Annotated in this window: 11 protein-coding genes; 3 read left to right on the top strand and 8 right to left on the bottom strand. The window is 57.1% G+C overall.

Annotated features, from left to right (window positions below):
* The first annotated feature begins 108 nt into the window (after positions 1 to 108).
* Positions 109 to 2874 carry a substrate-binding domain-containing protein gene (locus ABGT88_RS05510; protein ID WP_346700869.1) on the top strand — a complete coding sequence of 922 codons (2766 nt, stop codon included), beginning with the start codon at positions 109 to 111 and terminating at the stop codon, positions 2872 to 2874.
* A gap of 75 nt (positions 2875 to 2949) precedes the next feature.
* Here ABGT88_RS05510 and ABGT88_RS05505 read toward each other — a convergent pair whose 3' ends face one another.
* From ABGT88_RS05505 to ABGT88_RS05495, 3 genes are all read right to left on the bottom strand, one after another.
* Entirely contained in the window at positions 2950 to 3747 is a 798-nt protein-coding gene (locus ABGT88_RS05505) for a Cof-type HAD-IIB family hydrolase (protein WP_346700867.1), read from the bottom strand.
* Between the two features lie 150 nt (positions 3748 to 3897).
* Entirely contained in the window at positions 3898 to 4515 is a 618-nt protein-coding gene (locus ABGT88_RS05500) for a response regulator transcription factor (protein ID WP_087409452.1), read from the bottom strand.
* Entirely contained in the window at positions 4512 to 5207 is a 696-nt protein-coding gene (locus ABGT88_RS05495; protein ID WP_087409453.1) for a hemerythrin domain-containing protein, read from the bottom strand. Before ABGT88_RS05495 ends, ABGT88_RS05500 begins: the two co-directional genes overlap by 4 nt.
* Before the next feature lie 230 nt (positions 5208 to 5437).
* Here ABGT88_RS05495 and ABGT88_RS05490 point away from each other — a divergent pair, with 230 nt between their 5' ends.
* Entirely contained in the window at positions 5438 to 6007 is a 570-nt protein-coding gene (locus ABGT88_RS05490; protein WP_346700864.1) for an N-acetylmuramoyl-L-alanine amidase, read from the top strand.
* 49 nt (positions 6008 to 6056) lie between these two features.
* Positions 6057 to 6563, top strand: coding sequence for a copper resistance protein NlpE (locus ABGT88_RS05485; RefSeq protein WP_258327920.1), 507 nt, complete (start codon positions 6057 to 6059; stop codon positions 6561 to 6563).
* Between the two features lie 136 nt (positions 6564 to 6699).
* On the opposite strand, the gene ABGT88_RS05480 is transcribed toward ABGT88_RS05485, so the two are convergent.
* The 5 genes from ABGT88_RS05480 to recN form a co-directional block, all read right to left on the bottom strand.
* Positions 6700 to 8382, bottom strand: a complete 1683-nt coding sequence (locus ABGT88_RS05480) for a hypothetical protein (protein WP_346700862.1) — start codon at positions 8380 to 8382, stop codon at positions 6700 to 6702.
* Positions 8322 to 9308, bottom strand: a complete 987-nt coding sequence (locus ABGT88_RS05475; protein WP_346700860.1) for a hypothetical protein — start codon at positions 9306 to 9308, stop codon at positions 8322 to 8324. Before ABGT88_RS05475 ends, ABGT88_RS05480 begins: the two co-directional genes overlap by 61 nt.
* 215 nt (positions 9309 to 9523) lie before the next feature.
* The gene (locus ABGT88_RS05470) at positions 9524 to 10111 is read right to left on the bottom strand and encodes a Crp/Fnr family transcriptional regulator (protein WP_346700858.1); all 588 of its coding nucleotides are present in this window, start codon (positions 10109 to 10111) and stop codon (positions 9524 to 9526) included.
* Positions 10112 to 10167: 56 nt separating this feature from the next.
* Positions 10168 to 10911 carry a 23S rRNA (guanosine(2251)-2'-O)-methyltransferase RlmB gene (gene rlmB, locus ABGT88_RS05465; RefSeq protein WP_346700856.1) on the bottom strand — a complete coding sequence of 248 codons (744 nt, stop codon included), beginning with the start codon at positions 10909 to 10911 and terminating at the stop codon, positions 10168 to 10170.
* Positions 10898 to 12580: a DNA repair protein RecN gene (gene recN / locus ABGT88_RS05460; RefSeq protein WP_346700854.1), complete on the bottom strand. Its 1683-nt coding sequence runs from the start codon at positions 12578 to 12580 to the stop codon at positions 10898 to 10900. Before recN ends, rlmB begins: the two co-directional genes overlap by 14 nt.
* Between the last annotated feature and the right edge of the window lie 6 nt (positions 12581 to 12586).

The following is a 12586-nucleotide window of genomic DNA, read 5'->3' as shown; positions in this document are numbered from 1 at the left end:
GAAGGCAGCTCGACAAAGGGGCTGTACCGCAATTCTTTCACTTGGCAGGCGTGCTCTTCTCATTAAATTTTTTATCTTTGCCTATCTTAATCCTCAAAATGAGAAGCTATGAGACGCCTACCTTTTCTTTTGCTCCTCGCCTCGTGCACTCTCGTGCTGTTGCTTACCGCCTGTACCCAGGAGAAAAACCGTTTTCTCATAGGGGTATCGCAATGCAGCGACGACGAGTGGCGCACCCAGATGAACAAGGAAATCCGCCGCGAAGCGCTCTTCTATCCCGGATTGGATGTGGAGATTCGGTCGGCCAACGACGATAACCAACGCCAAATTGCCGACATCGAATACTTTATCGACGAGGGGGCCGACCTCATCGTGGTGGCTCCCAACGAGGCCGAAGCCATTGCCCCCATCGTGGAGAAGGCTTACAGCCAGGGAATACCCGTCGTACTGGTCGACCGCAAAACCGACTCGGACCACTATACCGCCTATATCGGAGCCGACAACTACGACATGGGCTACCAGATAGGTACCTACATTGCCAGCCGCTTGCACGGGCAGGGCAACATGGTAGAACTCACAGGATTGAAGGGCTCTACCCCGGCCCGTGACCGCCACCAGGGATTGGTCGATGCCCTCTCGCATCATCCCGGTATCCACATCGTAGCCACAGCCGATGCCGGTTGGTTCCAGCAGTCGGCCGAAGAGGCTTTCGACTCCATTCTGGCCCGGCAACCCCACATCGATCTCGTCTTTGCCCACAACGACCGCATGGCCGCCGGAGCTCACGAGGCAGCCGTGCGCGAGGGCCGTGCCGGCCACATGCTCTTTGTGGGAGTCGATGCCCTGTCGGGTAAAGAGATGGGCGTGGGACTGGTTGCCGACAGCATACTCGATGCCACCTTTATCTACCCCACGGGGGGCGACCGGGTGGTGCAGGTAGCCATGGATATACTCGAAGGGCGCGACTTCCCGCGCGAAACGCTACTCTCGACGGCACTGGTCAACCATCAGAATGCCCGCATCATGCAGATGCAGAATGCACACATCAGCACCCTCGACGAGAAAATCGAGCGGCTCAACAGTCAGCTCGACGCCTTCCTGATGCGCTACTCGGCCCAACGCATGTTCCTCTATGCCTGTATCGTGATTCTGGTGCTGGTGGGTATCCTGCTCGTGATTGTCGTGCGGGCCTTCTGGACCAAAAACCGGCTCAATACCGAACTGTCGGACCAGAAACGGCAACTCGAGGAACAGCGCGACCAGCTCATCACCCTCTCGCGCCAGCTCGAAGATGCCACCCATGCCAAACTGGCTTTCTTCACCAACGTGTCGCACGACTTCCGCACACCGCTCACACTCATTGCCGACCCGGTAGACCAGCTCGGCCAGAGCCAGCACCTCGACAAGCACGAGCGCTTTCTGCTCAACATCATCCACAAAAACGTGACGGTGCTGTTGCGGCTCGTCAACCAGGTGCTCGACTTCCGTAAATTCGAGGATGGCAAACTGCAATTGCGCCTGAGCCAGTTCGACCTGCGCAACTCGCTTGCCGAGTGGAGCGACGCCTTCCGCACCCTCTCCTACCGCAAGCACATCCACTTCGACATCCAAGCCGAAGAAGATACCGACTTTACCGTCACGGCCGATGCCGAGAAACTGGAGCGCATCGTCTACAACCTGCTCTCCAACGCCTTCAAGTTCACACCCGACAATGGCTCGATTCGCATCACCCTCGCCCGATACGACCACGAGGGCGAGCCCTACCTGCGGCTGCAAGTCGCCGATACCGGCGTGGGCATGCCGGCCGAGCATGTGCAGCACATCTTCGACAGCTTCTACCAGATAGACGTCCACCATGCCGGCTCGGGTATCGGGCTGGCTCTGGTCAAGGCCTTTGTCGAAATGCACCACGGCACCATACGCGTGGAGACGACCGAGGGGCAAGGTACCTGCTTCACCATAGAGATGCCGGCCCGGCAGTCGGGAGCTCTCGACCCCGACACTACCCGCAGTGCCGTGCTTACCAACCTGAAAGAGGGGGCCGTACTGGCTGCCGACCAGGAGACGTTGCAGGCCCAGCCGCGCGAGACGACGCCCGACGACAAACCGAGTGTGCTCGTTATCGACGACAATCAGGACATACGCGACTATGTGCGGACCATACTGCAAGACCAATATCAGGTTATCGAGGCGGCCAACGGCCAGGAGGGCATACGCCTGGCCATGAAGTACGTGCCCGACGCCATCATCTGCGACGTGATGATGCCCGTGATGGATGGGCTGGAGTGTTGCCGCCGGCTGAAGTCGGAGCTGCAAACCTCGCACATCCCCGTGATGATGCTCACCGCCTATGCCATGGACGAGCAGAAAATCAAGGGTTATGAGTGCGGAGCCGACTCGTACATTGCCAAGCCCTTCAGTGCCCGGCTGCTCACCGTGCGTCTGCACAACCTCATCGAGAACCGGCACCGCCTGCAAAACATCTTTACCGAGAACGGCAATACGCCTCTCTCCCCGGCAAAGACTCCGGTAAGCGACGTAGACAAGGGCTTTGCCGAAAAGCTGCGCCGCATCATCGACGAGAATCTGTCGAATGCCAACTTCAGCGTCGAGGAGCTGGGCGAACAGATTGGGCTGAGCCGCGTGCAGCTCTACCGCAAGACCAAGGCGCTGTATGGCTACTCGCCCAACGAACTGATGCGCATCGCACGCCTCAAACGGGCGGCCTCGCTGCTGGCCTCGACCGAGAAGACGGTGGCCGAGATTACCTACGAGGTGGGCTTCAGTTCGCCCTCGTACTTCACGAAATGTTACAAGGAGTATTTCGGCGAGATTCCTACCGAATTTCTCAAACGGAAAAAAGGCGAAAGCTGACCCCGCCCTCGCCTCTAATCTATCTCTATTTTTCCCGGTATCCTCACAGACATGCCAGACAGCGGCCTGCGCCGGTTACAGCACGTGCCAATGCTCGAGAGCACGCTTCACCCCGTCGTCGTCGACCGAGGTCGTCACATAGTCGGCCACAGCCTTCAGCGGTTCGTTGGCGTTGCCCATGGCCACCCCGATGCCGGCTACCTGCAACATGCGGGTATCGTTGCCCCCGTCGCCGAAAGCCATGGTGGCCTCGACGGGGAAACCGAAGTGACGGGCTACGGTCCTCACCCCCTCGCCCTTATCGACCCCGCGAGCGGTCACATCGGCAAAGGCGGGATACCACCGGCTCGACTCGCACGAGGGGAGCAGCGGCATAATCTCGGCCTCGACATCGGCCGTAATGATAGGGGTCATCTGGGTGATGCGCTGCTGCAACAGGGCGTCGAGCGATACGGGGCTCGAAATCTGTTGCAGGTCGAGCAGACGGTGGAAAAACTCCTCGACCTCGTGCGTAGCGTTGTAGAGCAAGGCATCGGTCTCGCCCACTAGAATGCAGGGGAAATGACGCTCGTCGGAGAAGCGCATCATCGTGCGCACATCGGCTTCGGGTATCGCATGGCAGGCCACCACCTGCCCGTCGATGACGATGCAGGCACCGTTGGTGGTCACATAGCCATCGACGAGATGGGCTATGTCGGCCAGGTTGTTGATGTAGACCAAGGGGCGACCCGTGGCGATAAAAATCTTGATTCCCTTCTGCTTGGCCGCCTCGATGGCCTCGATGGTCGAGCGGGGAATACGGTGGGTATTGAAACTGACGAGCGTGCCGTCTATATCGAAAAACAGGGCTTTAATTTCTCTTTCCTTTTCCATACGGCAAAGATACATCAAAGCGCGCAGACTCGAGCCGGATATAACCTTTTTTCACGAGGCTTCCGACTCTGCCGGGCATGAAAAAATCCGCCTGAACGAGCAGGCGGATTTTCCCAAAAACAACATCAAATAACTTATATAACGAAGTAATCACTCCTCACGGTTATAAATGGAATCCTTTATGTCGTTGATATCGACAAACTTGTTGACTATGGCGTAGATGGTGAGCCCGGCCGGACTGTGTATCTGCAACTTGCCGGCAATGTTGCGCCGATGGGTGATGACCGTATGGGCCGACAGGCACAGCTGCTCGGCAATCTGCTTGTTAGTCATGCCCTTGACCACGCCGATGATAATCTCTTTCTCACGCTCGGTGAGGGGCTCCTGGCGCACCGTCTCCTCGGGAGCGGCGTGTACCAGGCGGTCGAACTTCTCGCGTATCTGCTCGGCCGTGTCGTAAATCGAGATGACCTCGTCGTACAGTTTCAGGACCGAGGCATCGACCAACGAGTTTTGCAGGGCGATACACTTCGGGGCCGGTCCGTCGGCACCCTTCTTGATCTGCGCTACCGAGACCACTCCCGCCAGCCCGGGATTGACGATGAACACATCGGGCTTGCGCCACGCCAGCGAGGCGGTGAGCTGCTGCACGTCGGCCACCTCGGTCGTCTCGATATTGATGGTGGTCAACTTCTTCAGCACCGAGAGCAACCCCTTGCGGATAATCAACGAGGGCTCGGCTACAATCACTTTTACGACAGGCTTCATCTCGTTTCGTCTATTTGGTTTTCCAGCTCCTGAATGGCCGGGACAAACAGGTAATCTTCTATATAGTTGTGCGAGGCCAGGTCCTGCTCGCAGGTAAAGATGTCGAACAAGACACTGTTCAACTCGTTGCTGCTCGTGGCCGGGTAATACTTGATGAGTATATTTTTCAGCTCGGTGAGCTTGGCCTCGACCTGGTCGTGCCGCTTGCGAAAGACGGCAATGCTGTACTCGCCGGGATGCACGCCGTTGAGCAGGGCCGTCACGTAGGGAAAGACCGTGCGCTCTTCGTAGCGCATGTGCTTCTGCACCTCGGCCACATACTCGTCGAAAAAGCGGAGTATGGCAATGGCTATGTCCTTGGCCCCGCAGTCGATGGCCCCCAGCAGATTGCGCCGGATGGCCGGCAGCCTGAAGTTGAGGAAATAGTCGTGCGAGTTGTGCAGATAGCCCAGCAGGGCCCCCACCGATATGTCGCTCTTGTACTCCTCGGGGTCGCCCTCGTCGAGCAACAGATTGACCACAGCCAGGAAGGTATCGGTATGCACGCCGTTCTCGTCGCACACCTGCCCTATGCTTTTGTCGCCGAAACCCAGGGCGATGCCGAAGCGGCTCATCACCAGCAGCACGGGATAGTTGTCGCACACCAAATCGCTCATGCGATTGTCTCGATTATAGGCACCCAGTTTATACATTCTATTCTCTTTTTTCGTTCATGAATACACAAAGATAGTCATATTCTCACAGTCACAAAATCGTTGCCGGTTTCGACACTACAAAGAAACAGCATTCGTACCACCTGCACAATCCCCTTTTTAGATGAAACCAACGCACATCCCTACCTAATTGTTGGGAGTCTGTATCGTCATGCCACAAACGGAGCTGACAACCGACCTAATTTTACGCCGTAAAAAGAACGGAAAAGATGATAACGATACTACTCGACAACGGCCACGGCTGCGACACGCCGGGCAAACGATCGCCCGTGTGGCCCGACGGGCGCCAACTGCTCGAATGGGAGTTCAACCGCGACATCGTTTCGCGCATGGCTCAACAGCTCGACCAGGCGGGCATCGCCTGCCGTCGCCTGGTTCCCGAAGATACCGACATCGCCCTGTCCGAGCGGTGCCGACGTGCCAACCAGTGGGCCCGCCAGGGCGACTGCCTGCTGGTCTCGGTCCACGCCAACGCCGGCGGCGGGAGCGGCGGCGAGGTATACAGCTACCCGGGTGCCGACAAGAGCCGGCAGTATGCCCGCCTCTTCGGCGAGGTGTGGCCCCTCGTCTTCCCCGACCTGCGTTTCAGAGGGTGCAAGGAGGCCAACTTCGCCATCTTGCGCGAGAGCCTCTGCCCCGCCCTGCTCACCGAAAGCCTATTCATGGACAACGAGCACGACTGCCGGATACTGCTCTCGCCCGAGGGGCGCGACCGGATAGCCCGCTGGCATGTCGAATCGATACAACGCATTCTGCAACAATTTTTTCCCAATCGGTAAACTTTTCGCCGCCACGCATGTTATAGGAGAAAACCAATTATACAACGATATGAAAAAAATTGTTTTTACAGTTCTTGCTGCGGCGGCACTCATAGCCTGCCAATCGAACAATAACAAAAATCAAATGATCGACGAAGGCGAAGCCGTAGAGATGATGGGTACCGACTCGACCGGTATGGTGGACATCTTTGCCTACGAAGGCGTGGTACCGTCGGAGTCGGGCCAAGGCGACAGCATCGACTACATGGTGATTATCACCCAGCAAATCGACACGGTAAACGGGGTGTACCAGATGACCCAAACCTATGTGACGGCCGACGGCAAAGCCGGCCAGCAGATGAAGAGCAAGGGTAAGAAGCTGTTCCAGCGAGGCACCCCGCAGAACAAAGCGGCCAAGGTGTATAAACTGGTTCCCGACAGCGGTTCGAACCAGACGGTAAACCTGTGGGTCGAGACCGATACGACGGTCGTATTGCTCGACGACCAGATGAAGGCCCCGGCCAAACCCGACAAGCATCGGCTCAAAGCGGTAAAACATCACAAGCACCACCTGTAATCTTGCAATATTGTTTTAGGTTTATAGAGAGGAAGACGGGAGACCCGGTTGTCAAAAACCGAATCTCCCGTCTTTTTTTTTCAGGCTTTCATCATAACCGGCGGGAGAGGCGGTTGCCTCCCCGTCGTTGTCGCGGTTACTTCACAACCACTTTGTAACGTGCACCCTCCACATCGACTACATAGATGCCGGGGGCTGCGCCGACAATAGCCTCGTCCCCTTGTGTAGCATATACTTTCTGTCCACCGATACCATAGACATCAATCGAGCATTCGCTACCGGGTTGTGCCTTCACGACAATCTGACCCTCGGTTGTGGCATATACCCGATACTTGTCTACTCTGTTGTCGGCAATACCTACCACCGAGCGCTCCTGTACCTGGATATTGTCGATATTGATATTGGTCGTTCCGTCGACAGCCTCGCCCACGAACGAGAGGCGCAAAGCCGTCTCGCCCTGGTAGGCATCGAGCGGAATGATTGTCTTCGCCCAACCTTCGGCTTCGTTACCCGATACGCAGACAGGCTCGGCTACGGCCACAAATTCACCGTTGTTGCGCGAAACCTCTACGGTGAGGTTGTCGTTGCTCTTCTCGCCCGTGGTCTGATAGATATAGAATCCCAGAGCCGGCTCGGACAGGTTGCCGATGTTGATCTTGGCACTGGTCAGGCGGGTCTTGGTACCCACGTTCACGTTGGTAGCCATGAACGAAGCGAGACCGCCATCGCCATCCTGCGGCTGGGCGTCGGGCGAATAGGCCTGCTCGCCTATACCCCAACCGCTGTCGAGTCCTTCGAGTTTATCGGAGAGCCACATGGTGTTCATGGCACCGCCGGCAAACGATTCGGCATAGGGTGCCGAATAGGGAGCTCCGATAAAGTAGAGTTCGGAGTAGGTGCGGCGACCTTCGCCCGAGAGGTTGCTCGACAGAATCGTATAGAATACCGGTGTTTGTCCGTACTCACACGGTATGGTATTGTCGACTACCGAAGTCCCGGTGACGGCATTGGCCACAATGGTTTCGTTGTTGCGGATAACGGTGTAGTAGATGGGGCAGTCGTACATCTCGCCGCCATCGATACCCTCGGGTTTGTCCCAGGAGATGACACACGAGTAGTCGGCCTGCTCGACAATCGAGAGGTTACGCACCTCGGCCGGACGGGCGTAACCGGCCACTACCAGGATGGTAGCCGGGTCGCTCTTCTGCCCGTTGGCATAGGCATATATCTCGTAGGTATTCTCACCCTTCACCGCATGGGTATCGACCCAGCGGGTTACCAGCGAGGCACCCACCTCTTCGGAGGTGTAGACCGGTTCGGCCGAACCGTTACGGTAGACCTCCATCTTGTCGACACTACCCAGTACATCGCCTCCGATGGTATAGACCGGAGCGTAGAAGTCGATTTGTACCTGCAGCGACTGGTCGTTGGCGGCAATAGCACTCAAGCCGTAAGGCTCCATGGGGGTATTGGAAGGCCGGTAGTTGTAGACCGTGAGCGTGTCGATGGCCACCTGCGAGCCCACGAGGCTGTTGTTGAAGCAGATACCTATGCGGAAGGCTCCGTTTTGGGGGGCAATGATATATCCCTCGATTTCACTGCCTTCGCCCGGCTCGATGGTGTGAATGTTGCCGACAGCACCCAGCGGGGTGAGCTCCTCGTCGTTGCTGCACAGAATCATCTGTATCTGTGCCGAATCGCAGTCGTTGGCCAGGCGGGCGTTGAAGACAATCTTTACCTCGGTATCCGAAGCCATGTTCAACGGCGGCAGATAGAGAATATCGGGAGCTTCGGAGGCCGTGCTCGAGGAGCAGACCAAAGCCCCGTTTTCGATACGCCAGGTCGACCCGTCGGCATTGCCGTCGACCGCATGGCCCCCGACTGTGCATAGTCGCGTGTATAGGGCAGGTCGTAGGTATCGGTGTCGGCCAGGTAGTGGTTCTCGTAGGTGAGCGTCGACCCCGACATCCAGTCGTCGGTCCAGTCGTCCCAACGATACGAAGTCTTGGTGGCGATATTGCCATACTCGTCGTAAGTATATTCATACTTCAGGCGTTCGCCGTCTACCCACGAATCGATGTACATGAAGGAGGACTGCTCGGTAATGTTGCCGTGGTCGTCGTAGCTGTACACCACACTGTCGGTAGGGGTATAGACATAGTCGCCCACCTCGAAACTGAAGGCCCCGTTGCTGTACCGCACATAGGTGACGAGGCGGCCTGCGTCGTCGTATTCGTAGCGACGGCGGTCGGCGGTAGAGAACTTGTCGTTGAGCCACCGTTCCCGGTCCTCGATAGCGACGTTGCCGTCGTAGGTATAGACCCCGTGCAGGTATACGTGCTCGCCCCACTTCTCGATGGAACTGTCCCATTTGTAATAGTCGACCTCGGCAATACGGTTCTGGTCGTCGAAGGTCATGTGCTTCTTGGCATCCTCTTTGGGACTGCCCAGCCACGACATCGACGAGGCGTGCCACACATAGCTCTCATAGTCGTTCATGCGGTCCTCGGCATCATAGCCATACACCTCGCGCGAGTTGTTGGTCAGCACACCGTCGTTGTTGAGCATCATGGTCTCCATAGACTGCAAAGAGCCGTCGCTGTTGTAGATGTAAATAATCTTCGAACTCACCTCGCTGCCCGCATACACAAATACATGGTCGAGCCTTTTCCCCGAATCAGCATCGGCGGCAAATGCCAGCCCTGCCATCAAGGAAAACACAGCAAACATGTAAAACTTTCTCATAATCACAAAAATTTAGTTCAATCCTATATATTTTAATAAAATGTCGATAATTTCTTATAAAATAAAAGAAAATTATCGACAAAACAATTAACATATGATAAAAAGATATTTATCACACCATATAAAATAACAGGAAATACTATTTGTCCCCGACAGCCATATCCCCCCTCGGTCGGGGGCAATATAGAGGCTCGAGACTCGTGTAAGTGTATTGTTTACTGGTTCTTAATCGAAGCGTGCAACCGGCTCAACGATTGCTGGGTGATGCCCAGATAAGAGGCTATATGCTTGAGAGGCACCTCCTTGACAATTTGCGGGCGCACCTTTATCAGGCTGATGTACCGGCTGAGGGCGTCGTCTTTCCCGAAGATCTTGCATTTGCGTTCCAGGCAATAAAGTTCTTCGATGCAGATGGTACGGAAGAGGTTCGAGATAGCCAGATTCTGCCGGCAGAGCTCCTCCAAATCGTCTTTACGGATAGAATAGAGCACCATTTGGGTCACCGCCTCGTATTGCAGAAAAGCCGGCTCGCCCTTGAAGTAGCAGAACATCGAGGCAAACAGGTCGCCGCTCACCCCGAAACACTCGGTGACCTCGTTGCCTTTGGTATCCCAGAAGTAACCGCGTGTAAGACCGCTCTCGACCAGAAAAATCTCGTCGGACAACCTGTCGGCTCCGATAATGATTTCGCCCTTGGCATACTCTACCCGACGGAATTTCGAAAAGAGCAGTTCGAAATCCTTCTCCTCTACCTGATAGTTTTTCAAAAACAAGTCTCGTATCTCTTCTCGAATCGGTTGCATCTTGTATAAAATTACTGGTATCTACTATACTGTCTTTTATTCCGGGAGCATCGGTCCTAAACCTCGGACATCCGCTGCCGCACCACTTCGTACATCATCACCCCGGCTGCTACCGAGACGTTGAGCGACCCGATATTTCCCACCTGGGGAATGGCTACCATCTCGTCGCACAGGCGCAGGTTGTCGGGGTCGACACCGGTATCCTCGGCCCCCATGACCAGTGCCACGGGCAGCGTGTAGTCGGCCCGGGTGTAGTTGAGGGCGGCCTTCTCCGACGCGGCTACGACCTGTATGCCGCTATCCTTGAGGTAACGGATGGCACTGTGTATCGACCGCTCGCGGCATACGGGAATGTGCAGCAGGGCACCGGCCGAGGTCTTCACGGCATCGGCGTTGACACTGACGCTGCCCCGCTCGGGCACCACGATGGCGTCGACACCGGTACACTCGCAGGTGCGGGCTATGGCACCGAAGTTGCGCACATCGGTCACCCCGTCGAGCAGCACGATGAAGGGCACCTTACCCTCCTCGAAGAGGGTGGGCACAATGTCGCCCAGCCGCTGGTAGGCAATCGACGAGATGAAGGCGACCACCCCCTGATGGTTCTTGCGGGTGATGCGGTTGAGCCGCTCGACCGGCACCCGCTGTACCAGGAAGCCACGCCCCTTGATCAGGTCGAAAAGCTCCTTGGCCAGGTCGCCCTGCAGATCTTTGCGTATCAGAATCTTGTCTATCTCCTTACCGGCTTCGATGGCCTCGATAACGGCCCGAATGCCAAATATCATTTCATTCTTTTCCATTGTTCTGTTCGTTACGGTTCAACAATTCGCGGGCGTTGTCGAGGGCCGCAGCCGTGAGCGACGAGCCGCTCAGCATGCGGGCAATCTCCTCGACCCGCTCGCTATCGGTAAGGCGCACCAGATGGGTGGCCGTAGCGGTGGCGGTGTCGCTCTTGTAGACGCGGTAGTGCGTCTGTCCCCACGCAGCCACCTGGGGCAGGTGGGTGATGCTGATGACCTGCATGCAGCGGGACATCTCGCGCATGATGCGGGCCATCTTGTCGGCAATCTCGCCCGAGACCCCGGTATCTACCTCGTCGAACACGATGGTAGGCAGGGCCATGGCGTGTGCAACCAACGCCTTGAGCGAGAGCATCAGTCGCGAAATTTCACCGCCCGAGGCAACCTCCGACACGGGTTGCAGGGGCTGGTTCTTGTTGGCCGAGAAGAGGAACCGGATGGCGTCGCCTCCCGTCTCGTCGAACTGCGGTCGGGGCGAGACCTCTATCTCGAATTGCAGGTGAGGCATACCCAACGGTTTGACCCGCTCGGTGAGAGTGCTCGAGATGTTGGCGGCCGACTGCCGGCGCACCCGGGTGAGCTGCTCGGCCAGGTTGCGCACCTGGCTCTCGGCCTCGTCGACCTCGTGCTTGAGGGCAGCCAGCTCTTCGTCGTAGTTTTCGATGCGGGTGAGCCGCTCGGCAAACGAGTCGCGCAGGGCCAGCAGCTCGGCGGCACTGGCGAGGCGATGCTTCTGTTGCAGCGAATAGTAGGTGTCGAGCCGGTTCTCGACCCAGGCCAGCCGCTCGGGGTCCATGTTGAGGTTCTCTTGCGAACGGTCTACAGTCGAGGCAATATCCTTGAGGTCGATGTAGTCCGACTCGAGGCGCCCCGCCCACTCGTCCACCTCGGGATAGAGGCGCGAGAGGGCCCGCATGCGCGAGAGGGTGGCATTGAGCAGCGACACGACGCCGGTCTCCTCGGCGTGCAGAAACTCCTGCAGCACGGCCAGTTCGTTCTTGATCTCCTCGGCATGCTGCAGCGTCTGCAACTCGGCCTCGAGCTCCTCCTGCTCACCCTCCTGCAGATGGGCCTCATCGAGCTGGGCCAACTGATAGCGCAGGTAGTCCTCCTCTTCGCGACCCGAGCGATTCTCCTCCTGCAGGCGGGTATAGGCCTGCAACCGCTCGCGCCACCGGCGGTAGTGCTCGCGGTAGTCGGCCAGCAGAGCGGCATCGCCGGCCATGGTATCGACCACCCGCAGTTGAAACCGCGAGTCGGCCAGCAGCATGTTCTGGTGCTGCGAATGTATGTCGATGAGCTGTTCGCCCAAGGTTTTCAGTTGAGCCAACGACACGGGCGTATCGTTGATGAAGGCTCGCGATTTGCCCGAGGGCAGAATCTCGCGGCGCAAGATGCACTCGCCCTCGTCGTAGTCGAGCTCGTTCTCGTCGAAGAAATCGCGCAGGTGATACGATGCGATGTCGAACACCCCCTCGATCACAGCCTTCTCGCCGCTACGACGCAACGACTTAAGGTCGGCCCGCTGGCCGAGTATCAGCGACAGAGCCCCCAGAATAATCGACTTGCCAGCTCCCGTCTCACCCGTAATGACCGAGAAACCGGCCGAGAAGTCGATGTGGAGCTCGTCGATGAGCGTATAGTTGGAGACACTCAGTTTCTTTATCATAATTGC

It is taken from the genome of Barnesiella sp. An22 (assembly GCF_963931395.1).
In the GTDB taxonomy this organism is placed as follows: domain Bacteria; phylum Bacteroidota; class Bacteroidia; order Bacteroidales; family Barnesiellaceae; genus Barnesiella; species Barnesiella merdigallinarum.
Note: the sequence above shows the minus strand (reverse complement) of the source record. Positions and strands in the feature narration are given on the sequence as shown.

Coding starts and splice junctions, on each gene's coding strand:
- ABGT88_RS05495 (WP_087409453.1), bottom strand. CDS start 5,207: ATGTATAAACTGGGTGCCTATAATCGAGACAATCGCATGAGCGATTTG.
- ABGT88_RS05505 (WP_346700867.1), bottom strand. CDS start 3,747: ATGGAAAAGGAAAGAGAAATTAAAGCCCTGTTTTTCGATATAGACGGC.
- rlmB (WP_346700856.1), bottom strand. CDS start 10,911: ATGGAAAAGAATGAAATGATATTTGGCATTCGGGCCGTTATCGAGGCC.
- ABGT88_RS05485 (WP_258327920.1), top strand. CDS start 6,057: ATGAAAAAAATTGTTTTTACAGTTCTTGCTGCGGCGGCACTCATAGCC.
- ABGT88_RS05475 (WP_346700860.1), bottom strand. CDS start 9,308: ATGAGAAAGTTTTACATGTTTGCTGTGTTTTCCTTGATGGCAGGGCTG.
- ABGT88_RS05500 (WP_087409452.1), bottom strand. CDS start 4,515: ATGAAGCCTGTCGTAAAAGTGATTGTAGCCGAGCCCTCGTTGATTATC.
- ABGT88_RS05510 (WP_346700869.1), top strand. CDS start 109: ATGAGACGCCTACCTTTTCTTTTGCTCCTCGCCTCGTGCACTCTCGTG.
- ABGT88_RS05490 (WP_346700864.1), top strand. CDS start 5,438: ATGATAACGATACTACTCGACAACGGCCACGGCTGCGACACGCCGGGC.
- recN (WP_346700854.1), bottom strand. CDS start 12,580: ATGATAAAGAAACTGAGTGTCTCCAACTATACGCTCATCGACGAGCTC.
- ABGT88_RS05470 (WP_346700858.1), bottom strand. CDS start 10,111: ATGCAACCGATTCGAGAAGAGATACGAGACTTGTTTTTGAAAAACTAT.